A 23,162-nucleotide genomic window follows, 5' to 3' on the forward strand; every position below is an offset into this window, starting at 1 on the left:
GCGGCTTTTGCATGAAAATCATTCATGTTGGAGGCAATGACGGCCTAGTAGAATTGTGCCATTTTTAATGACAGAGCCTACGGGATATGCCGCACCGTTTGTTGGCAAGCATCGCCTTGCTTTTTATCTGCTGTGCTGCACAGGCCCAGACACCCTCAGCCACATCCGCAAGCCCGGCTATTTCCTACGTAAAGGATATTCAGCCGATCCTTACCGAGAAATGCGTTGCCTGCCATGCCTGCAACGACGCTCCCTGCCAGTTGAACCTGGGCAGCGGGGAAGGCGTGAGCCGTGGTGCCAGCAAGATCCCGGTTTACCAGGGCGAGCGCAGTGAGGCGGTAGCGCCGACCCGACTGTTTTATGATGCGCATGATACCGAGGCGTGGCGCGGCAAGGGTTTTTACTCTGTGCTGGAGGCCCAGGGCAGTCAGGCAGCCCTGATGGCGCGCATGCTCGATCTGGGGCGCAGCGTGCCTTTGCCAGCCAACAGCAAAATTCCGGACGAGATCGCACTGGGCATCAATCGGGAAAATGTCTGCCCGCTGCCCGGCGAATTCAACGCCTATGCCGCAGCTCATGCGCAACAAGGCATGCCACTGGCGGTGGCTGGCCTTACCGATGCCGAATACCAGACGCTGCAGCGCTGGCTGGCTGCCGGTGCCCCGGTCGAGCAGCAGGGCATTACTCCGAGCGTCGCGGAAACGGCGCAAATCAATGCCTGGGAGGCGCAGCTCAACCAGCCTGGCGCAAATCAGGCGCTGGTCGGTCGCTGGCTGTTTGAGCACCTGTTTCTGGCACACATCTATTTCGAGGGCGGCGAAGCGGGGCACTTCTTTCAGTGGGTGCGCTCGCGAACCCCAAGCGGCAAGCCTGTGGACCTGATCGCTACTCGTCGCCCCGACGATGATCCGGGCAGTGACTTTTATTATCGATTGATCCCTGTGCAGGGCGTGATCGTTCACAAGACCCACATTACCTATGCCATGAGCCCGCAGAAACTGACGCGGGTCAGGCAGTTGTTCTATGGTAACGACTGGAAGGTCAACGCACTGCCTGGCTATGGCCCTGGCCATCGGGCCAATCCGTTTCTGACCTTTGAAGCCATCCCGGCAGCGTCGCGCTATCAGTTCATGCTCGACAATGCCGAGTATTTCGTCCGCACCTTCATTCGCGGACCGGTCTGTCGTGGGCAAATCGCGACCGATGTGATTCGCGATCAGTTCTGGGTGCTGTTTCAGGACCCGGCGCACGACCACTACATCACCGATGCGGCTTATCGCGGGCAGGCCACGCCTTTACTGGCCATGCCGGGGCAGAACGATGACGTCGGCAGCGTGCTCAGCCTGTGGCTGTCGTACCGGGACCGGCGTAATCAATATGAAGACCTGCGCCGCGACAGTTACGCGAAAATGCCAGCGCCGGGCTGGAGCACGCTGTGGGCAGGCAACGACAATGCCTTGCTGACCGTTTTCCGTCATTTCGACAGCGCTTCGGTCAATAAAGGCCTGATTGGCGACGTGCCGCACTCCATGTGGTTGTTCGACTTCCCGCTGCTGGAGCGCACCTATTACCAGTTGGCGGTGAACTTCGATGTCTATGGCAACGTTTCACATCAGGCACAGACCCGGCTGTATTTCGATTTGATCCGCAACGGTGCCGAGATCAACTTCCTGCGCCTGATGCCAGCCGATCGCCGGGAAGACATACTCAGCGATCTTTATCAGGATGGCGGCAAGATCAAGATGTGGCTGGATTACCAGAAGATCGATGACGATACGCCAACCGGTATCAAACTCGATGAAAAGGCCCCGCAGCGTGACTTTGCGTTCAAGCTGATCGAGCGTTCCGGCAGCCTGAATGCCGCGCCTGATCCAATCAACCGCTGTAGCGGGGCGTATTGTTCTCGGCCGAACCTCGACAGCAGTTTTGCCCAGGCGGAGCAGGCACTGAGCCGTTTGACCTCACGCCCGGCGGCAGGCCTGAAAGTCATCGATCAATTGCCGGAAGCAAGCATGCTGCGCATCGAGGGCAGCGACGGCAAACGCATGATCTACAGCATGCTGCGCAACCGTGCACACAGTAACGTCGCGTTTCTGCTGGGCGAGTCTTATCGCTATATACCGGGGCTGGACACACTGACCGTCTACCCGGGCGTGCTCAGCAGTTATCCGAATTTCATCTTCAATATTCCGGTCGCACAGGTGCCGGCCTTTGTCGATGCCATGCAGCAGAGCAAGGATCAGGCGAGTTTCGAACAAATCGTCCAGCGTTGGGGCATCCGTCGTACTCATCCACTGTTCTGGAGTTACTTCCACGATCTGAATCGCTACGTTCAGGAAACTGAACCACGCGAAGCGGGTGTGCTGGACATGAATCGCTACGAGAACCTCTGAAAAACCAGGGCTTCACGCCGCAGGCCCTTGTGCAACATGGCCTGCGGCCATCTTTACTTCCTGAACGAAATGTATCTCGCGCGATCTTTTTTCCAAAAAGGTGGTCCGAAATGGTGCGCGTCATAGGCCGTTTTATCAAACGACCCATGATTGAAAGTCAGGCAGTAGAGGTTTTTTGTGATGTTGATTTCAGTTCAGGCGCTACGGGCGTTCGCAGCGTGGGTCGTGGTGTGTCATCACTTCATGCAGATTTTTTTCGATTTCAAGGCCAGCGGCCCGGTGGGACAATTCTTTGTGTCGAAGGGCGCGGTCGGCGTTGATATCTTCTTTGTCATCAGTGGTCTGGTTATCTTTTTGTCGACGCAGAACAGCGATATGCCTGCACGGCGCTTCATCCTGCATCGTCTGATTCGAATTGTTCCGGCCTATTGGCTGTATACCGCCGCCATGGCGTTGTTGTTGCTGATTGCAGCACCAATGCTCCCGCACCAGGTCATCGGCTGGCAGAACTTCCTCTTGTCACTGGTATTCATTCCTTCCGAAAACCCCGGTGGTTATGGCCTTTACCCGACGCTTAACGTCGGCTGGACGCTCAACTATGAGATGTTTTTCTACCTGCTGTTCTCGGTGGTATTCCTCTTTCAACAGCGTCACCGGCCGCTGATCATTGCCGCAGCGCTGTTTGCGGTCAGTGAGGTTCTGGCCCGCACCGGGCTGATCAGCCGCTTCTATGGCAACGACATTATTTACGAATTCCTGCTGGGTATCGGCATCGGCATCCTCTATCGCCGTGGCTGGATCAAACAGGCGCTATGGCTGCCGCTGGCGGGTATTGCGGTAGGGCTGTATGCGATCAATCACCTGACCAATGAGCAGCGTCTGCTCAACTGGGGCCTGCCGAGTGCCTTGATCGTGCTGTCGTGCATCTCGCTGGAACCGTATTTCCAGGGCAACAGGTTGCTCAAGGTACTGGGCGATTGCTCGTACTCGGTCTACCTGCTGCATGTCTTGGTGCTGTACGGCGGGTTGCTGATGGCGCAGCGCTTTGGCCTCAGTCCTTATGTGGTGTTCGCGTTCTGCGTGCCGATTATCGCCATCGGTGCCTGGGTCAGTTATGAATGGATCGAGAAGGGCCTTTACCGAAGGATGAAGAGCTGGCTGGACGGACGCCGAGCGGTGAGCCGGGCGCAGGCATTAACCTGACAAAAATACTAGGACTTTGTGTGACGGTGCCGATTGGCGTAAACTGCTGGCACGTCTGCGAGGAATTTTCATGACCGCTATCACTATTACCGATGCCGCCCACGATTATCTGGCCGATCTGCTGGAAAAGCAGAACACCCCGGGCATTGGCATCCGCGTATTTATTACTCAGCCCGGCACTCAGTACGCCGAAACCTGCATTGCCTACTGCAAGCCGGGTGAAGAAAAGCCGGAAGACAAGGCTATCGGCCTGAAGAGCTTCACCGCCTGGATCGATGGTTTCAGCGAAGCCTTTCTGGATGATGCCGTAGTTGATTACGCCACTGATCGCATGGGCGGCCAGTTGACCATCAAGGCACCAAACGCCAAGGTGCCAATGGTCAATGCCGACAGCCCGATCAACGAGCGCATCAATTATTATCTGCAAACCGAGATCAATCCGGGCCTTGCCAGTCACGGCGGTCAGGTCACGCTGATCGATGTGGTTGAAGAAGAGGCGAAAAATATTGCTGTTCTGCAATTCGGTGGCGGTTGCCAGGGTTGCGGTCAGGCTGATGTCACGTTGAAGGAAGGTATCGAGCGTACGTTGCTTGAGCGCATTCCCGAGCTGTCGGGCGTTCGCGATGTGACCGACCATACGCAGAAAGAAAACGCTTACTACTAAGCCGTTCTCTGCTGTGCAAAACGCCCTGACTGTTCAGGGCGTTTTCATGTGCGGCCGTCGCTGGTGATTAGTTCAGTTCCACCAGTACTGCGCCTTCGTTGACCATCTCTCCCTCATGGCAGTAAAGCGCTGTAACGACTCCGGTACTGGCTGCGCGGATGCTGTGTTCCATCTTCATGGCCTCCAGCACCACCAGTTGCGCCCCGCACTCGACCGCCTGACCCACTTCAACCAGCACGCGCACTATGTTGCCATTCATGGGGGCGGTCAGGCCGCCATGCTGGCTATCGCTGAGGTCGGCCTGGGCGATGGGGTCCAGTCGCGTGATGGTGTGCAGGTCGCCTTGCCATTTGAGGTAAAGCGTATCGCCACGGCGTATCGCCAGATGCGAGCGGCGCACGCCGTTGTGTTCGACAGTCAGATGCTCGTTGCTGAGTTTAAATGGTGAGTCGCTGCTGTTGCGCAGGTAGACGGTTCGGGTTTGACCATTGCAGCTCAGCCGCAGATCCGTCTCCGCAGGCAGGCCTGCACGAAAGCCTGTCGTGACCGCCCAGGGCGAGTGCAGGTCGTCTTGATCGACACGTGCCGGTTCGCTCTGGCTGAAGGCCTCGGCGGCGGCCTGCCAGAGTTCCTCACACAGTTCACCCGTTTGCGGCAGCAATTTATACTGATAGAGGGGGATGAAGCCAGTGTCCAGTTCCGCGACGGCAAACGCTGGATGGGCGATGATTCTGCGCAAAAATGCGAGGTTGGTTCTGACACCGCCCACTGCAAACTCATCCAGCATAGCGAGCAGGCGCAAACGGGCCTGCTCACGGTTTTCGCCCCAGGCAATCAGTTTGCCGAGCATGGGGTCATAGAAGGGTGAAATGCTGTCACCCTCGCTAACGCCACTGTCCACACGCTTGCCGGGGCCGGACGCGGATTCTCTGTAGAGTTCCAGCGTGCCGGTCGCAGGCAGAAAATCGTTGGCCGGGTCTTCGGCGTATAACCGGACCTCAATGGCGTGACCGATCAGTGGCACTTGTTCCTGAGTAATAGGCAGCGGTTCGCCTCTGGCCACCCGAATCTGCCATTCCACCAGATCCAGGCCCGTGATGTACTCGGTCACCGGGTGCTCGACTTGCAGGCGGGTATTCATCTCCATGAAGAAAAACTCGCCGCGCGCGTCCAGCAGGAATTCCACTGTGCCTGCGCCCACGTAGCCGATGGCCTGTGCGGCCTTGACCGCCGCTTCACCCATGGCCTTGCGCAGTTCGGGTGTCAGGCCGGGCGCAGGTGCTTCTTCGACGACCTTCTGGTGTCGGCGCTGAATGGAGCAGTCGCGCTCATTGAGGTAGAGACAGTGACCATGGCGGTCGGCAAACACCTGAATCTCGACGTGGCGTGGGGTGAGGACATATTTCTCCACCAGCATTCGCGCGTCGCCGAACGAAGAAAGCGCCTCGCGTTGCGCAGAGGCCAGCGCTTCGGCCAGTTCGCCGCTGTGCTCCACCACCTTCATGCCTTTGCCGCCACCGCCTGCCGTGGCTTTCAACAGCACGGGATAACCGATGCGTTCAGCGGCGCTGCGGAACGTCTCGATGTCCTGTGCGTCGCCGTGATAGCCAGGCACCAACGGCACGCCAGCCTGCTCCATCAGCGACTTGGCGGCAGATTTGCTGCCCATGGCGTCGATGGCCGAGGCGGGTGGGCCGAGGAGAATCAGCCCGGCCTCTTCAATGGCACGGGCAAAGTCGGCATTTTCGGACAAAAAACCATAACCGGGGTGAATCGCTTGCGCGCCGCTTGCCCTGGCCGCATCGATAAGCTTGTCGATCGCCAGGTAGCTTTCTGCTGCCTTGCTGCCTCCAAGGTCCACACGGATATCAGCCTCACGGCTATGCCGTGCGTCACGGTCAATGGCACTGTGCACGGCGACTGTGGTGAGCCCCATGGTTTTCGCGGTACGCATGATACGACAGGCAATTTCACCACGGTTGGCGATCAACAGCGTGGTCAGCTCGGGGGTGCTCATGATTGCGAGTCCTTCTGTGATTCTTGCCGGGCTGCAAGCGCTGCTGGCGTTTGATCGCCGTGTGGCTGCCAGCCGGGTGTACGTTTTTGCAGGAAGGCGCGCAGGCCTTCCTGGCCTTCGGCGCTGGTGCGGATGCGCGCGATGGCGCTTTCACAGTAGCGACGCAATGCGGGTGTGAGTTCGCCGCTACCGACTTCGCGCAGCAACTCCTTGCTGACTCGCATGGCCTGCGGGCTGTTGAGCAGCAGGTTGTCGATCCACTCCTGCGTGCGGGCTTGCAGGTCGGCAGCCGGGTAGCACTCGGCTATCAGCCCCATCTGCTGCGCTCGCTGGCCATCGAAACGCTCGGCGGTCAGGGCGTAGCGCCGCGCGGCGCGTTCGCCGATGGCCTGTACCACAAACGGACTGATAACCGCTGGAGCCAGACCTATGCGTACTTCTGACAGGCAGAACTGCGCATCTGCCGTCGCAATGGCCATGTCGCAGCAACTGATCAGGCCCAGCGCGCCACCGAACGCTGCACCTTGCACCACCGCAAGCGTCGGGATTTTCAATTTGGCGAGGCTGTACATCAGCTCTGCCAGTTCACGGGCATCATCCAGATTGGTGTTGTAGTCCAGCTCTGCGGCCTGCTGCATCCAGGCCAGATCGGCACCGGCGCTGAAATGCCTGCCACGCCCGCGCACCAGCAGAAAGCGCAGGCCGGCATCACTTTGCACCTGGTCCAGCGCGAGGATCAACTCGCGAATCATCTGCGCATTGAAGGCATTGTTCTTGTCCGGTCTATTTAGCCACAGCGTGGCGAAACCACGTGGGTCGGTGATCAACTCTATGGTCGCGAACGAGGTCGAAGTCATGGTCATTTCCCGCCTCACATCCGGAACAGGCCGAAGGTGGTAGGTTCGATGGGCGCATTGAGCGAGGCGGACAGGGCCAGCGCAAGAATGTCGCGGGTTTGTGCCGGGTCGATGACTCCGTCGTCCCACAGTCGGGCGCTGGAGTAATAAGGATGCCCTTGATGCTCGTACTGATCGAGAATCGGCTGCTTCAGTTCGGCCTGCTGCTCGGCGCTGAAGGCCTGGCCGGCACGTTCCGCCTGCTCGCACTTGACCTGCACCAGCACGCCCGCTGCCTGCTCGCCGCCCATCACGCCGATTCTCGCGTTGGGCCACATCCATAGAAAGCGCGGGTCGTAGGCGCGGCCACACATGCCGTAATTTCCTGCGCCGAAACTGCCGCCGATAATGACCGTGAACTTCGGCACCTTCGCGCAAGCCACGGCGGTCACCAGCTTGGCCCCATGCTTGGCGATACCCCCGGCTTCATACTTCTGACCGACCATGAAGCCGGTGATGTTTTGCAGAAACAGCAGGGGAATTCCTCTCTGGCAGGCCAGTTCGATAAAGTGCGCGCCTTTCTGAGCGGCTTCTGCGAACAGGATGCCATTGTTGGCCAGAATCGCGATCGGGTAGCCATGCAGGCGAGCGAAACCGCAGACCAGCGTGGTGCCAAACAACGCCTTGAATTCATCCAGTACCGAGCCATCCACCAACCGCGCGATGACTTCGCGTACGTCAAACGGCTGTTTTGTGTCGGCCGGGATAATGCCGTACAGGTCATCGCTTGCGTACAGCGGCGCAACAGGTGTGACAGTGTTCAGTTGACCTTGCTTGCGCCAGTTCAGATTGGCGATGCTGCGTCGCGCCAATGCCAGCGCGTGCTCGTCGCTGTCGGCATAGTGGTCGGCCACCCCGGAGGTGCGGCAATGCACATCGGCACCGCCCAGGTCTTCAGCGCTGACTATTTCTCCGGTGGCAGCTTTTACCAGTGGCGGGCCTGCGAGGAAGATGGTGGCTTGCTGACGCACCATGATCGCTTCGTCGGCCATGGCCGGAACATAGGCCCCGCCTGCGGTACAGGAACCCATGACCACGGCAATCTGGGGAATGCCTTGTGCGCTCATGTTGGCTTGATTGAAGAAGATTCGCCCGAAGTGTTCGCGGTCCGGAAACACTTCGTCCTGGCGCGGCAGGTTGGCACCACCGGAGTCCACCAGGTAAATGCACGGCAGGCGGTTTTGCTGGGCGATGGTCTGCGCGCGCAGGTGCTTTTTGACGGTCAGCGGGTAATAGGAGCCACCTTTGACCGTCGCGTCGTTGGCGATGATCATGCACTCGACGCCCTCGACCCGGCCAATACCGGCAATTACCCCAGCGGCTGGAACCTCTTCGCCGTACACCTGATGGGCGGCCAGTTGGCCGATTTCCAGAAACGGCGAGCCGCTGTCCAGTAGACGGTTGATACGTTCGCGCGGCAGCAGCTTGCCGCGTGACGTATGACGCTCCTGGGCCTTGGGCCCGCCGCCTTGGCGAACGATGCTCAGCAACATACGGAGCTCTTCGACCTGCTTGAGCAGCGTGGTGCGATTAAGGGCAAATTCCGGCGAGCGGGCGTTGATGCGAGTCTGCAGAATGGTCATGGTAGCTCCGCAATCAACGGGTTTCGTTGAACAGTTCGCGACCGATGAGCATGCGCCGGATCTCGCTGGTGCCTGCACCGATCTCGTAGAGTTTGGCGTCGCGCAGCAGTCGACCGGCCGGGAATTCGTTGATGTAGCCATTGCCGCCCAGAATCTGAATGGCATCCAGCGCCATCTGCGTGGCGCGTTCGGCGCTGTAGAGGATCACGCCCGCTGCGTCCTTGCGCGTGGTCTCGCCACGATCACAGGCTTGGGCGACGGCGTACAGATAGGCCCGGCTGGCGTTAAGCTGGGTGTACATGTCTGCGACCTTGCCCTGAATCAGCTGGAACTCGCCGATGCTCTGGCCGAACTGCTTGCGGTCGTGAATGTAGGGCACCACCACGTCCATGCAGGCCTGCATGATTCCGGTCGGCCCGCCAGAGAGCACGACGCGTTCATAATCGAGGCCGCTCATCAGGACTCTGACACCACCGTCCAGTACGCCCAGCAGGTTTTCCTCAGGCACCTCTACGTTGTCGAAAAACAGCTCGCAGGTATTGGAGCCGCGCATGCCCAGCTTGTCGAACTTGCTGCCGCGCGAGAAGCCTTTCCAGTCACGCTCGACGATGAATGCGCTAATGCCATGCGCAGCCTTTTGCAGATCGGTCTTGGCGTAGATCACGTAGGTATTGGCGTCAGGACCGTTGGTAATCCAGGTCTTGCTGCCGTTGAGTACGTAGTGATCGCCGCGCTTGTCGGCGCGCAGCTTCATCGATACCACGTCCGAGCCAGCATTGGGTTCGCTCATGGCCAGCGCGCCAATGTGCTCGCCGCTGATCAGCTTGGGCAGGTATCGGGCTTTCTGCGCCGGGCTGCCATTGCGGTTGATCTGATTCACGCACAGGTTGGAATGTGCGCCGTAGGAAAGTGCCACCGATGCCGAGCCACGGCTGATTTCTTCCATCGCCACGACATGCGCCAGATAACCCAGGCCTGCGCCACCGTATTCCTCGCTGACCGTGATGCCGAGCACGCCCATCTCACCGAATTTGCGCCACATGTCGACTGGGAACAGGTTGTCCTTGTCGATCTGCGCGGCGCGCGGGGCGAGCTCTGCGGCGACGAAGGATTGCAACTGGTCGCGCAGCATGTCGATGGTTTCGCCCAAGGCGAAGTTCAGGCTGGGGTAACTCATGGGTAGCGTTCCTGTTTTATTCTTGGAGATGATTCTTTGCGGATTGGCTATGACCTTTACGTTAACGTAAACCTGCGGATGTGTGCTGTCAATCAGGCTTGTGCGCAGAGGGTGGGGGAGAGTCGGGAGGCAAAAGCAAACGCTGGAAAGCACGAAGGGGAGCCTGGGCTCCCCTTCAAGGTATGTCTCTATGCTCTTTTTTGTTTTTCGGGTGGCCTGTTGTTGTTTTTGGCGACCTGGCCCTTTACTGCTTTTTTGAGCGGTCCGCATGCGGGACCAAGAGCAAACGTATTTTTTTGAGCGCTGATCAAGCTTTCATCATGTGATCCAACCAGTTCGGGAGCTGCCTCGGGGCAGTTTTGTTATTCTCTGTCTGGCTGCAGAACGACTTGCAAGGCAAGCAGTTCAGAAAAGCTGTCCACTTCAAAAAAATCTGTTAGCTACGTCTCTGTCCGTGTTGTTCTTGTTGTGTCAGAGCCGGTACGTGTTGTTTTTATTGGGTTGCTGCGTGTTTTTATTTTTGTTGTACAAAGGATATAGCAGGACCCGTGCCAGTTTTTTAAAAGCCCCGTAATACCGGGAGCTGAACGTCTTTTTCGGGCATCGGGCCATCTGATTCAGTGGCCGAGTGTTTCTGTGTTACCCGTTTGTCTCGACTGAACGCGGGGCAGGGTAACACTGTGTGACAAGTTGTCGCACCCTGTTACCGACAGGTGACAGTCGTTACGCAGACAGCCGGGCCCTGGCCACGCGCGAGCCATTGCTGCGTTGCAGTACGTCGCAGATGCGCTGGCCTGCGGCGATGACCTGGTCCAGATCTACCCCGGTTTCAATGCCCATGCCCTGCAACATGTACTGCACGTCCTCAGTGGCAACATTGCCGCTGGCACCCTTGGCGTACGGGCAGCCGCCCAGGCCTGCCACGGAACTGTCGAAGACCTGGATACCTTCCTCCAGGCTGGCGTAGATATTCACCAGCGCCTGACCGTAAGTGTCGTGGAAGTGCCCGGCAAGCTTGCCTCGCGGGATCTGCGCAGAGACGGCGTTGAACAGCGCTCGCGTGGCCCCCGGCGTGCCGGTGCCGATGGTGTCGCCCAGCGAAACTTCATAGCAACCCATCGCGTAGAGTTCGTTGGCGACGGCTGCGACCTGCTGCGGCGAGACACTGCCCTCATAAGGGCAGCCCAACACGCACGACACATAACCCCGAACCTGCACACCATGCATCTGCGCCGCCGCCATGATGGGCGCAAAGCGCTCCAGGCTTTCGCTGATCGAGCAATTGAGGTTACGCCGGGAGAACCCTTCGGTTGCCGCTGCAAACACCGCGACCTCTCTGACGCCGGCCGCCAACGCATCTTCGAACCCGCGCAGGTTGGGTGCCAGGGCAGAGTAGATAACGCCTTCACGCCGCTGGATATTTTCGAACACCTGGGCGGAGCCAGCCATCTGCGGCACCCATTTGGCCGAGACAAAACTGCCGACTTCAATGTGGCTCAGTCCGGCTGCCGTCAGGTCATCCACCAAGCGCACCTTGTCGTCGATACTGATCGGTTGTGCTTCATTCTGCAGGCCGTCACGCGGGCCGACTTCAACGATATTTACCTTTTGTGGAAGAGACATGGCAGTGCCTTTTGGTGGTCAGTGTGAAGTGGCAGCAGTTTTATCGAGCGCAGCCCGGCAACGCTCTTCGGCGGTGTCCAGCTCCAGTTGCATTTGCCGGATGTCCAGCAATTGTTGTTCGAGCTGTTCACGGCGCTCGGCGATCTTGCCGAGCATGGTCTGCAACTGCTTCTGGTTATCACCGGCAGGGTCGTACAGCGAGATCAGTTCCTTGCATTCAGCCAGCGAAAAACCGATGCGTTTGCCGCGCAGGATCAGTTTCAGGGTGACTTTGTCACGGGCGGTGTAGATGCGCTCCAGTCCCTTGCGTTCAGGGCTGAGCATGCCTTGCTCTTCGTAAAAGCGGATCGCGCGGGTGGTGATATCCAGCTCACGGGCGAGCTCGGAAATGCTGTAAGTCTGACTGCTCATGGTGTCGCTCAAAGAGATATTCAGCACTCAACCTACGGCGTGCTTTACGTAAGCGTCAAGCAGAAGTCGTGTTGTCAAGGCGCGCCAAGCCGCGCCTGCCAAATTAGAAACGACTTTAACAAATTTAAATATTTAATTTAAAAACAATGGCTTGGTGTTTTTATCTCATGCTTTCTCGAGGCTTTGTTCCTGCGCCACGACCCGCTGTGAAAGCTCGATGATCTGTTCGCGCATCCAGCGGTTGGCTGGGTCCTGATCAGTGCTTTCATGCCAGTACAGATGGGTTTCGACCGAAGGCACATCGTTGACCGGTAAGTGGACATAGTGCAAATCGTTACGGCGGGCGAAGCGTTCCGGTATGGTCATGACCATATCAGTCTGCTGCAGGACCTGTGTCGCCATCAGGTAATGCTGCGAGCGCAACGCAATCCTGCGCTGAATGCCCATCTTGCCCAACGCCAGGTCCACGTGCCCCAGTCCGCTACGCCGACTGGAAATATGGATGTGTGCCTGGCTCATGTAATCATCCAGCGTCAACGTGGCCTTGTTTGCCAGCGGATGCGTCTTGCGCATGCCGCACACATAGCGGTCTTCCATCAGTTTGACGTGGCGAACCTGCGGGTCGGTATTGAGCGGTGCATCCACGGCGAAGTCGAGGCGCCCGGCAGCCAGCTCCTTGGTGGTTTCCCGACGCTTGGACAGAAAGCTTTCGATGGTCACTGCAGGCGCAAGGCGTCGCAGCCGCTGGAACAGCGTCGGCAGGATCACGGCCTCGGTCAGGTCGGTCATGCTGATGCGGTAATTCTTGTTGGCCTGCAACGGGTTGAATATACGGCTTTCCTGCACTGAGACCCTGAGCAATGAGAGTGCACTGCGCACCGGGCCGATGATGTTTTGTGCCATCGGTGTCGGCACCATGCCTTGAGCCGTGCGCACAAACAGTGGGTCGTTGAAGGTCTCTCGCAGCCGCGCCAGGGCGTTGGACACCGCAGGCTGGGTAATGCCGACGATCTGCCCGGCCCGGGTCAGATTGGCTTCGGTGTAGATGGCGTCGAAGACAATGAAAAGATTGAGATCGACCTTGCTCAGGTTCATTGATGAGCGCCTCGTGCTGTTATTTTGATTCGCTGTTCGGCAGGCTGGGGACGCCGCAGCGGTGATGGATCATATATCGGTTATGAATGTTTATACACGCCGAGAATAGATTAGATAAATGTATGGCGTTTCTCTAGCATCAGGATCATGCATTCGACACCCTGATCGAGAAGGTAGTGGCCCATGGATTTCGCGTATTCCCCAAAGGTGCAGGCATTGCGTGAGCGCGTCACCGCGTTCATGGATGCATACGTTTATCCGGCCGAGCCGGTTTTCGAACAGCAAGTGGCCGAAGGCGACCGCTGGCAGCCCACCGCGATCATGGAAGAACTGAAAGCCCGTGCAAGGGCTGAGGGGTTGTGGAACCTGTTTTTGCCGGAGTCTGCGCTCGGTGCTGGCCTGAGCAATCTGGAATACGCGCCGCTGGCGGAAATCATGGGGCGTTCGATGCTGGGCCCCGAGCCGTTCAATTGCTCTGCGCCTGACACCGGCAACATGGAGGTGCTGGTTCGCTATGCCAGCGAGGAACAGAAAGCTCGCTGGCTGGAACCGTTGCTGCGCGGCGAAATTCGTTCTGCTTTTGCCATGACCGAGCCCGAGGTGGCGTCATCGGACGCCACCAATATGGCCGCGCGCGCCGAGCACGATGGCGACGAATGGGTGATCAATGGCCGCAAGTGGTGGACTTCAGGTGCCTGCGACCCACGCTGCAAAATTCTGATTTTCATGGGCCTGAGCAATCCTGACGGGCCGCGCCATCAGCAACACTCGATGATTCTGGTCCCGGTCGACACGCCGGGCGTGAAGATTGTCAGGCCGCTGCCTGTGTTCGGCTACGACGACGCGCCCCACGGGCATGCCGAAGTGGTGTTCGATAACGTCAGGGTGCCGTTTGAAAACGTCTTGCTGGGTGAGGGGCGCGGCTTTGAAATCGCTCAAGGCCGGTTGGGACCAGGCCGCATTCACCACTGCATGCGCTCCATCGGTATGGCTGAACGGGCACTTGAGCTGATGTGCAGGCGCTCCGTAGACCGGGTTGCCTTCGGCAAACCACTGGCCAGGCTGGGGGGCAATATCGACAGGATTGCCGATTCGCGCATGGAGATCGATATGGCCCGCCTGCTGACCCTGAAGGCTGCCTACATGATGGACACAGCAGGCAACAAGGTCGCCAGAAGCGAAATCGCGCAGATCAAGGTGGTAGCGCCGAACGTGGCGCTGAAGGTCATCGATCGGGCGATCCAGATGCACGGCGGTGCGGGTGTTTCCAATGATTTCCCCTTGGCCTACATGTATGCCATGCAGCGCACGCTGCGTCTGGCAGACGGCCCGGATGAAGTACACCGCGCCGCTGTCGGCAAGTATGAACTGGGCAAATACCTGCCGGCAGACAGGGAGCGCAGCCAGTCCTGAACTGGTAGTCGATAATTGCGCCCAGGCTACTGCACCCAGACTTCGACCCGACGGTTCTTGATCCGGCCGTCATCGATCTCATTGGTGGCTACCGGCATCTCATCTCCCAGGCCAACGATGTCGCGAAATGTCACGCCGCTTTTCAGCAGCTCGCGGCGCACTGCCATGGCGCGCAGCCTTGAGAGCAGGGCTGCGCGAGCCGGGTCGCTTTTGGCATCACCAAAGCCGACCAGCGTGACATGTTGATTGAGCTTATCGCTGGTTTTCAGGTACTCCGCTACCCGCTTGAGGTCCTGCTGCGCCTTGTTGTCCAGCCTCGCGCTGCCCTGGGCAAAGCGAAAGTTGACCGACAGCCGTTCGGCCTTGCGCGCCAGTGCCTGATAGTCCGCAGGCATCTGCGCGGTAGGCTGCACCTTGAGTGCCTGCACGGTCTGCGCGACAAAGCCGCTCTGTGCGACGATGGCCTGACCCTCGGCGCTCTGCGCGAAACGGACCAACGCCTGCGCCCAGCGTTGATGAGTTGAGGTGGGCACATAAAAGTAGAGCCGTCGCGACAGAGGATAATCCTCGGTGGCAATCAGACTGACAGTCGGGAGCATCGGTCTGGAGTCACCATCGGCAATGGCCACCGCTTTGGCACGCCTGATGGATGGTAGCCCGATAAAACCGATGCCATTGATGTCCTTGCTGACGTCGTCGGAGAGCTGTTCGCTGGACTCAAAGCGCGCGGCTGTGCCGGACAGGTTCTTGCCGTACTTTACAAGTATCAGGTCCTTGAATGTTTCATAGGTGCCGGACTTCTCATCGCGAACATAAAGATGAATCGCTCCCGGATTTCCACCCACTTCGGCCCAGTCCCTGACTTCCCCGCTGAAAATGCGCGCCAGCTGCAGCGTATCCAGCTGTCTGACCGGATTGCCTGGATGCAGAATCACAGCAACGCCATCGATGGCAATGGTTTGCTCGCTTGCTGCGCTTTTCAGGTCGCCCAGGCCAGCCAGGTCCTTGGCTTCCTGATCCTTGATAGGTCGTGAAGAGGCGGCAATATCGGCGTTACCTGCTTTGAGCGCAGTAAACCCGGTGCCTGAACCATGTGCGGCGACTTCGATACTGACCGTCTGCCCTGCGGCGGTAGTACCGACGACGCGCTGTTCATTCATGACACTGCCGGCAACAGTCTGCACTGATTGCAGGCCTTGCTGGCGCATCAACCCTTCAGCCAGTGCGGGGCCCAATTGGGCATTGATGGTATTTGAGCCTTGAATGCGCAAGGCCGGTATTTCACCCGCGGGCAGCGGCAGTGCCGCCAGCGCAAGGGCGGGCAGGGTGGCGCTCGACAGAGTCAGCGCCGTTAGCAAAGCGCGCAACATCGGCGTCACCATGAGTCACGGGAGGGTGCCGGGAGAATAAGACAGAAAGATTTCCGGAATATGACGATTGCTCGACCACTGCGCGCGCGACCCGTTTATGCATAAAGCCGGATCGCACGATAGGGCGCTTTTTCAGTTCAGTTCCAGCCAGATCGGCGCATGGTCCGACGGCTTTTCCATGCCGCGCAAATCGTAGTCCACCCCGGCCGCCTTGATGCGTGGCTGCAGGCCGGTAGAGGTCATGATCAGGTCGATGCGCAGGCCGCGCTTGGGTTCGTCTTCAAAGCCGCGGCTGCGATAGTCAAACCAGCTGAATCGGTCGACGACTTCAGGGTACAGATGACGGAAGCTGTCCACCAAGCCCCAGTTTTTCAAGCGTTCCATCCACTCGCGCTCTTCGGGGAGAAAGCTGCACTTGCCGGTCTTCAGCCAGCGCTTGGCGTTGTCGGCACCGATGCCGATGTCGCAGTCCTGCGGAGAAATGTTTACGTCACCCATCACGATAAGCGGCTGCTCGTTGCTGAAATGGCTCTCCAGCAAGGTCTGCAGATTCTCGTAAAAACGCTGTTTGGCTGGAAATTTGGTCGGGTGATCACGGCTCTCGCCCTGCGGAAAGTAGCCATTCATGATGGTGACCGGCTGCCCATTGCTGTCGGCATAAGTGCCCCAGATGAAGCGCTTCTGCGATTCCTCGTCGTCGCCTTCAAAACCCTTATGCAGGGCCAGCGGAGGATTGCGTGATAGCAGGGCAACACCGTAATGGCCTTTCTGGCCGTGGAAATGCACGTGATAGCCCAGCGCTTCGACTTCCGCGTGGGGGAACTGCTCGTCAGAAACCTTGGTTTCCTGAAGGCCGATTACGTCAGGCTGATGTTTGTCGATCAGCGCCGCCAACTGATGAGGTCGAGCGCGCAGACCATTGATGTTGAACGAGACGATTTTCATAAAACGGCGGTCCTGAGCAAAAACAAACAGCGATGCTAGCTGACCTGTGGTTTCAGGACCAGCACCGTGTAAGGCACCGCGCAAACACAGGCCCGGACAAATCGTTGGAACTGTTATCAAGTGCCATCACTCGAAAGCCTGCTTGCCAAAACTGCTGCGCCAGACGCAGTTCCGTTAACACGAGGCCCTTTATGTCCCTACCTGCTGCCATCACGGGTGAAGTTCGTCAACTCGACAGTGGTTATTCCCGTGAAACCCGCTCCTTGCTGTTCAGGGCCTATCGGCACGATCCGACGTTCGCCTATCTGTTCAATGCCGAGCGCGAGGGATATGAGCAACGCGTATTGGCGACCATTCGCCAACTGGTCAAACAACACTTCCTGCAGGACCAGCCTGCACTCGGTCTGTTTCTGCAGGATCGGCTGGTCGGCGTAGCGCTGATCGCGCCACCGCAACGTCGTCTGGGCGTCACTGAAAGCTGGGCCTGGCGTCTGCGCATGGTGATGGACACCGGCCTTGGTTGCACCCAGCGTTATCTGGCTTATTACAACGCGGTGCTGGCCTGTGTTCCGTCCGAAACCGTGCATGTGCTGCCGTTGATAGGCCTGGACCCGGAATTTCAGGGTCAGAAGCTGGGGCAGGATTTGAGTGAACAACTGCTTCGGGCGCTGCACGATTGGTGCGCGGTGGATGAGCACTCTCAGGGCATCGTCGTAGACACGGGAAATCCTCGTTATCTCGAGTTCTATAAGCGACAAGGCTATGAGGAAATCGGCGAGATTGCAGTAGGACCTGTCCGAGAGCATGTGTTTTTTCACCCTAATCCTCAGGTTTCACTGCCGGTCCCTGACGTAACGGTCTGAATCTCCGACAATTCGTGGGCTTCCAGTGCGGCCCGTCGATCGTGTTAGCATCTACGCCCATGAAGCTTTTCAGACTATTCAGCAGCCTGTTTCTGATGACCATGAGTGCAGCGGCGCTTGCACAGGCCCGCCTCGACGTCAGGATCAAGCCCGCCAACCCGGAACTCAAGGCCAACGTCGAAGGGTATGTGGGGGACCTGGGCGAGCGTGACGTTCAGGCGTTGCGTAACTTCAGCCTGGGTGCCGAACAGCAGGCAGAGAAAGCGGCTCAGGCGCTTGGCTATTATCAGGCGCAGATCGACAGCGAGATCAAGGACGCTGACCAGCCGCGCCTGGTGATCAATATCCAGCCGGGCGAGCCGATTCACCTGCGCAATGTGGTAATCCGCGTCGAGGGTCCGGCAGCATCGCTGAAAGCCTTTCGGGTACCCAAAAGCGACGCGCTGAAAACCGGCGCGGTGCTCAATCATGGCAACTATGAGGATGCCAAACGCCTGATCCAGAATCAGGCGTCGCGCTACGGCTTTTTCAGCGGCCACTTTACCAGCCAGCGCCTGGCTGTTGACCCGCGAGCCGGGCTTGCCGACATCGAGCTGGTCTATGACAGTGGTCCGCGCTACTCGCTGGGCAAGGTCATGTTCAGTGGCAATGCGCCCTTCGATGAAGATTTGCTCAAGCGCATGGTGCCGTTCAAGGAAAATACTCCTTACGATTCACAACTGATCGCCGAATTGACCCAGGCCATGCAGGGCAGTGGCTATTTTGAAGGCGTGCGGGTCGATGCCGCGCCTACCGCAGCTGACCATCAGGTCATTCCGGTAACCGTTCAGCTTGAAACCCGTAAACCCCGAACCATGGGCCTTGGCCTGGGGTACTCAACCGATGTCGGTCCGCGTGGCAAAGCCAACTGGACCCGACACTGGGCCAATCCACAAGGGCACAGCTACGGGTTCGAATCGGAAATATCCGCGCCTCGGCAGAATGTCGGCCTGTGGTACGACGTGCCGCTCGATCCGCCGTTGACCGATAAACTGCGTTATGCCGGTGGCTATCAATACGAAGAGATTGCTGGAACCGACAGCCTCAGCAAGCTGCTGACTGCCGGGCCCGAATGGCACAGCAAACTGCCCAGCGGCTGGGAACGGGTTATCTCACTGAAATGGCAGCGTGAAGAATACCGGCTGGGCGACGATTCGGGTCTGAGCACGCTGCTAATGCCCGGCATCAGTTATTCGTACCTGCGCAGCGATAACAGTATCGATCCCCACCAGGGCTACCGTTTACAGTTCGACACCCAGGTGGCCAAGGAGGGCATGTTGTCGGATGCCAATCTGGTGCATGCCAATGTGCTGCTCAAAGGGCTGACGACAGTCGCTCAGAACCATCGCTTTCTCGGGCGCGTGCAACTGGGTGGCAACCTGACTGACGGTTACACCTCGATACCGCCGTCGCTGCGTTTTTTTGCCGGTGGCGATCAAAGCGTACGAGGGTATGACTACCAGAAACTGTCACCGACCAACTCGGACGGCGACCGCATTGGTGGGCGTTACATGTTTGCCGGGAGCGTCGAGTACCAGTATTCCATTGCGGATAAATGGCGGCTCGCGACTTTCATCGATCAGGGCAACTCATTCAACAGTCTGGACAAGCCAGACCTGAAAACCGGCGTCGGTTTTGGGGTGCGCTGGGTATCTCCGGTGGGTCCGCTGCGTCTCGATCTGGCGCACGCGCTGGATGACGACGGTGGCATTCGCCTGCACTTCTCGATGGGGCCGGAACTTTGAACAGGATGAACATCAGGCGTGGTGCAACGATTGCCGGACTGAGCGTGATCGCATTACTGCTGCTGGTGATCGTCAGCGTCGGGGTGCTGCTTGGGACCCAGGCAGGCAGCCGGTGGGCGCTGGCTCGCGTGCCCGGCGTGCAACTGGAAAACTTTCAGGGCCGCCTGGGCGGGCAGTGGAGTGCCGAGCGCCTGGTGTGGCAGCAAGGCGCAGACCGTGTCGAGGTGCATTCTGTCGATTTCGCCTGGACGCCAGCCTGCCTGCTGAAGATGACCTTATGCATTGATCGCCTGCACGCGGGTCAAGTACTGCTGCGCTTTCCTCCAAGCAGTGCGCCGAGCGACGAAAGCCCCATGAATTTGCCAGCCGTCAAGTTGCCGCTCGCCCTGCAACTGGGTGATATACAGCTGGGCAGCCTCCAGCTGGATGGCGTCGAACAGCTGCGCGACCTCAAGCTGGAGGCGCACTGGACCGCCGAAGGCTTGCAAATCGACAGCGCGCACCTGCAACGTGATGCGCTGGTGCTGGACCTCAATGGTCTGCTGAAGCCCGAGGGCGACTGGCCATTGAGCGTAAAAGGTCAGCTGCAACTGCCGCCACAGGACGGTCAGCCCTGGACGCTGGCGCTGGATATTCACGGTGACGTGCTCAAGACCCTGCAACTCAAGGCGGACAGCAGCGGCTATCTACCAGGGCAACTGACCGGTGAGCTGCAACCTTTGACCGAGCATTTGCCAGCACGATTGAAACTGACGGCAGAACATTTCAAACCCAGCGCAGCATTGCCCGATACCCTGCAACTCGACCAGTTGCTGTTGACGGCCGAAGGCGATCTCGACTCGGGTTACCAGATCAACGGCACTGCCAGCCTGCCCGCAGAAAAAGGCCCTGTAGCGTTGTCGTTGCAGGGGCGTGCGGATGCCAACGGGGCAACCATTGCAGCGCTTGATCTGGCCGCCAACGATCAACAGCGTCTGGCCATCAACGGCACGTTGAACTGGCAGAGTGGTTTCTCGGCTGATGCGAGCATCGACTGGCTGGATTTCCCCTGGCAGCGTCTGTATCCGCTGGCGTCCGAACCGCAAGTGTCGTTGCACGCCTTCAAAGGTGAGATTTCCTACACGGACGGCAATTATCTTGGCAATTTCAACGCCAGCCTCAAAGGACCTGCTGGTGCGTTCACGCTGATCAGTCCCTTCAGCGGCAATTTGCAGGAAGTCCATCTGCCGCAACTGGAGCTGGTCGCAGGGCAGGGTAAGGCCAGCGGTTTTCTGAACCTGCAATTTGCCAATGGCTTCGGCTGGGACACTGCACTTGATCTGAGCGCGCTGGACCCTTCATTCTGGGTTGCCGAATTGCCCGGCACACTGGCAGGGCCCTTGCGCAGCAAAGGTCAACGGGTCAACGAGAAGCTTGAACTGACTGCCGACCTGGACCTCAAGGGACGTCTGCGTGGCCAGCCTGCGCTGCTGCAAGCCAAGGCTGACGGTCGTGATCAGCAGTGGAATGTCAGCAATGTGAACATTCGATTGGGTGACAACCGGGTTCAGGGTAATGGCAGTTTGCAGGAGCGTCTCAAAGGGCAGCTGGATCTTGACCTGCCGCGTCTGGCTCAGTTGTGGCCGCGCTTGCAGGGGCAGGCCAAAGGCAGGCTCGACCTGACAGGAACGCTTCAGGCACCGCAAGGGCAACTGGCATTGCAGGGCAGTCAGCTCGCCTTGCAGGACAATCGTCTGCAAAGCCTGACTCTCAATGCCCGCCTGGATCAATCGCAGCGCGCGACCATCAACCTAAAGGGCGTTGGCATTCAGGCCGGCGACACCGGGTTGGGTACGTTGCTGGTGGACGGTCAGGGTACGCTCAAGGCGCAACAATTGAAGCTGGACCTGCAAGGGCCGTTGCTCAAGCTTGCGATCGCATTGGACGGCGGCCTGGACAAGGGCGACTGGCGTGGTCGGCTGGCCAGCGGCACCGTACAGAGCGGCGGACAGAACTGGCGTTTGCAGCAACCGGCGAAGATTGAACGCCTGGCTGATGGTCGGCTGAACTTCGGTGCGCATTGCTGGCTGTCCGGTGCCTCCAGCCTGTGCGGTGGCGATCAACGACTGATGCCGGAGCCACGTTTGCGCTATCAGCTGAAGAACTTTCCGCTCGACAGCCTGGCGCAATGGATGCCAAAGGATTTTGCCTGGCAGGGCGCGCTGAATGCCGACGTTCAGCTTGATCTTCCCGCAGCGGGCCCCTCCGGCAAGGTTACGATTGATGCCGGAGGCGGCACGCTGCGGGTGCGCAACAAAGACCAGTGGCTGGACTTTCCGTATCAGGCACTCAAATTCAACACCACACTGGCACCCAGACGTATCGATACGCGTCTGGATTTCGAAGGCGGCAAGCTGGGCCGGTTACTGCTCAATGCGCAGATCGATCCACTGGCCAGAGACAAGCCTCTATCAGGCGATTTTAGTCTCTCCGGGCTGGACATCTCGGTGGCACGACCCTTTGCGCCAATGGTGCAGAAACTCAATGGCCGCCTGAACGGCAATGGCCGATTGTCAGGCAGCTTGCTGGCACCTCTGGTCAACGGCGGCGTGACACTTGAAGGTGGTGAAGTGGCGGGTGCCGAGTTGCCGATGGAACTGCATGACCTCAAGGTGCAGGCGTTGATCGCCGGAGAGAGCGTACAGCTCACCGGTGGCTGGAAAAGTGGCAGCACCGGGCAGGGGAGCATCGGCGGTCAGGTGGCCTGGGGGCAGAATCTGAACGTTGATGTCAGCCTCAAGGGCGCGCGTCTGCCTATCAATGTCGAGCCCTACGCGGAAGTGGAGGTGGCGCCTGACCTGAAAATTTCCATGCAGGGTGAGCGGCTGGCCATTTCTGGCAAGGTGCTGGTGCCTAAGGGAGCTATCACCGTGCGTGAGCTGCCGCCTTCTACGGTCAAGCTCTCGGGCGATACGGTGATCGTCGGGCAGCAGACCGAGGAGGGCGCGCCACCGCTGGCAGTGGCCATGGATATCGATGTGGAGGTTGGTCAGGAAAAGCTCGCCTTCAGCGGTTTTGGGCTTACTGCCAATCTGGTCGGAAGGGTGCACATTGGCGACAACCTGGACACCCGTGGTGAGCTGAACCTGAATGATGGCCGTTACCGTGCCTACGGGCAGCGGCTGACCATCCGCAAGGCGCGCCTGCTGTTTGCAGGCCCTGTGGACCAGCCCTATCTGGATATCGAGGCCATTCGCCAGACAGATGACGTGATCGCAGGCATTCGTCTGACCGGCAGTGCCGAGCAACCCACCACCGAAGTGTTTTCCGAACCCGCGATGAGCCAGGAGCAGGCGCTCTCCTATCTGGTCATGGGCAGACCGCTGAGTACCTCGGGCGAAGACAACAACATGGTCGCTCAGGCTGCACTGGCGCTTGGCGTTGCCGGTAGCTCGTCGACCACCGGCAAGCTCGCGGACAATCTGGGTATCAAAGACTTCGAACTGGACACCTCGGGAACCGGCGACAAGACCAATGTGGTTGCCAGCGGCAAAATCACCGAGAAGCTCAGCCTGCGTTATGGCGTCGGTGTGTTTGAACCGGCCAATACCATTGCGTTGCGCTATCTGCTCAGCAAGCGCGTGTACCTTGAGGCTGCAAGCGGTGTTGCCAGTTCGCTGGATATTTTCTATAAAAGAGACTTCTGAATACTGGCCTGCGGCTGTAATGGCGCTGGCCTGCGTTCA

At 58.8% G+C, this 23,162-nt stretch carries 16 protein-coding genes and 1 pseudogene; 8 read left to right on the forward strand and 9 right to left on the reverse strand.

Annotated features, from left to right (window positions below; translation table 11 throughout):
- Positions 1-260 precede the first annotated feature (260 nt).
- From RYC18_RS25645 to nfuA, 3 genes are all read left to right on the forward strand, one after another.
- Complete coding sequence (locus RYC18_RS25645; protein WP_316887043.1) at positions 261-2,393, forward strand: fatty acid cis/trans isomerase; 2,133 nt, start codon at positions 261-263, stop codon at positions 2,391-2,393.
- Between the two features lie 180 nt (positions 2,394-2,573).
- Positions 2,574-3,596, forward strand: a complete 1,023-nt coding sequence (locus RYC18_RS25650; RefSeq protein ID WP_005743590.1) for an acyltransferase family protein — start codon at positions 2,574-2,576, stop codon at positions 3,594-3,596.
- A 70-nt stretch (positions 3,597-3,666) separates the two neighbouring features.
- Positions 3,667-4,260 (forward strand): Fe-S biogenesis protein NfuA, encoded by a 594-nt coding sequence (gene nfuA, locus RYC18_RS25655; protein ID WP_002553665.1) that lies wholly within the window; start codon positions 3,667-3,669, stop codon positions 4,258-4,260.
- Positions 4,261-4,327: 67 nt separating this feature from the next.
- On the opposite strand, the gene RYC18_RS25660 is transcribed toward nfuA, so the two are convergent.
- Genes RYC18_RS25660 through RYC18_RS25675 form a run of 4 tightly spaced genes read right to left on the reverse strand, consistent with a single transcriptional unit; the run spans position 4,328 to position 9,933 of the window.
- Positions 4,328-6,277, reverse strand: coding sequence for an acetyl/propionyl/methylcrotonyl-CoA carboxylase subunit alpha (locus RYC18_RS25660; RefSeq protein ID WP_316887017.1), 1,950 nt, complete (start codon positions 6,275-6,277; stop codon positions 4,328-4,330).
- Entirely contained in the window at positions 6,274-7,134 is an 861-nt protein-coding gene (locus RYC18_RS25665) for a gamma-carboxygeranoyl-CoA hydratase (RefSeq protein WP_010202696.1), read from the reverse strand. The genes RYC18_RS25660 and RYC18_RS25665 overlap by 4 nt, the downstream gene beginning before the upstream one ends.
- A 14-nt stretch (positions 7,135-7,148) precedes the next feature.
- On the reverse strand, positions 7,149-8,756 hold the full coding sequence (locus RYC18_RS25670) for a carboxyl transferase domain-containing protein (protein WP_316887018.1): 1,608 nt from the start codon (positions 8,754-8,756) through the stop codon (positions 7,149-7,151).
- A 13-nt stretch (positions 8,757-8,769) separates the two neighbouring features.
- On the reverse strand, positions 8,770-9,933 hold the full coding sequence (locus RYC18_RS25675; protein WP_005743594.1) for an isovaleryl-CoA dehydrogenase: 1,164 nt from the start codon (positions 9,931-9,933) through the stop codon (positions 8,770-8,772).
- Between the two features lie 182 nt (positions 9,934-10,115).
- Here RYC18_RS25675 and RYC18_RS25680 point away from each other — a divergent pair.
- Positions 10,116-10,373: pseudogene (locus RYC18_RS25680) on the forward strand (hypothetical protein).
- Between the two features lie 283 nt (positions 10,374-10,656).
- Here the strand turns inward: RYC18_RS25680 and RYC18_RS25685 are convergent.
- The 3 genes from RYC18_RS25685 to RYC18_RS25695 all read right to left on the reverse strand — a co-directional run bounded on the left by RYC18_RS25685 (position 10,657) and on the right by RYC18_RS25695 (position 13,062).
- Positions 10,657-11,556: a hydroxymethylglutaryl-CoA lyase gene (locus RYC18_RS25685; protein WP_005777544.1), complete on the reverse strand. Its 900-nt coding sequence runs from the start codon at positions 11,554-11,556 to the stop codon at positions 10,657-10,659.
- Positions 11,557-11,574: 18 nt separating this feature from the next.
- Positions 11,575-11,967, reverse strand: coding sequence for a MerR family transcriptional regulator (locus RYC18_RS25690; protein WP_005743596.1), 393 nt, complete (start codon positions 11,965-11,967; stop codon positions 11,575-11,577).
- Positions 11,968-12,132: 165 nt separating this feature from the next.
- Positions 12,133-13,062, reverse strand: a complete 930-nt coding sequence (locus RYC18_RS25695; RefSeq protein ID WP_057404949.1) for a LysR family transcriptional regulator — start codon at positions 13,060-13,062, stop codon at positions 12,133-12,135.
- Positions 13,063-13,245: 183 nt separating this feature from the next.
- Between RYC18_RS25695 and RYC18_RS25700 the strand changes: the two genes are divergently transcribed.
- On the forward strand, positions 13,246-14,475 hold the full coding sequence (locus RYC18_RS25700; protein ID WP_057404948.1) for an acyl-CoA dehydrogenase: 1,230 nt from the start codon (positions 13,246-13,248) through the stop codon (positions 14,473-14,475).
- A gap of 26 nt (positions 14,476-14,501) precedes the next feature.
- On the opposite strand, the gene RYC18_RS25705 is transcribed toward RYC18_RS25700, so the two are convergent.
- On the reverse strand, positions 14,502-15,845 hold the full coding sequence (locus tag RYC18_RS25705) for a substrate-binding domain-containing protein (protein WP_057404947.1): 1,344 nt from the start codon (positions 15,843-15,845) through the stop codon (positions 14,502-14,504).
- 132 nt (positions 15,846-15,977) lie between these two features.
- The gene (gene xthA, locus RYC18_RS25710) at positions 15,978-16,790 is read right to left on the reverse strand and encodes an exodeoxyribonuclease III (protein WP_004658827.1); all 813 of its coding nucleotides are present in this window, start codon (positions 16,788-16,790) and stop codon (positions 15,978-15,980) included.
- Positions 16,791-16,981: 191 nt separating this feature from the next.
- On the opposite strand from xthA, the gene RYC18_RS25715 reads away from it, so the two are divergent.
- The 3 genes from RYC18_RS25715 to RYC18_RS25725 are packed head-to-tail and all read left to right on the forward strand — an operon-like array spanning position 16,982 to position 23,123.
- Positions 16,982-17,653, forward strand: coding sequence for a GNAT family N-acetyltransferase (locus RYC18_RS25715; RefSeq protein WP_005743603.1), 672 nt, complete (start codon positions 16,982-16,984; stop codon positions 17,651-17,653).
- A gap of 59 nt (positions 17,654-17,712) precedes the next feature.
- The gene (locus RYC18_RS25720; RefSeq protein ID WP_005743604.1) at positions 17,713-19,437 is read left to right on the forward strand and encodes an autotransporter assembly complex protein TamA; all 1,725 of its coding nucleotides are present in this window, start codon (positions 17,713-17,715) and stop codon (positions 19,435-19,437) included.
- Between the two features lie 5 nt (positions 19,438-19,442).
- The gene (locus RYC18_RS25725; protein WP_117139914.1) at positions 19,443-23,123 is read left to right on the forward strand and encodes a translocation/assembly module TamB domain-containing protein; all 3,681 of its coding nucleotides are present in this window, start codon (positions 19,443-19,445) and stop codon (positions 23,121-23,123) included.
- Positions 23,124-23,162 lie beyond the last annotated feature (39 nt).

This window comes from Pseudomonas syringae group sp. 247E2, from assembly GCF_032587795.1.
Lineage (GTDB): Bacteria > Pseudomonadota > Gammaproteobacteria > Pseudomonadales > Pseudomonadaceae > Aquipseudomonas > Aquipseudomonas amygdali.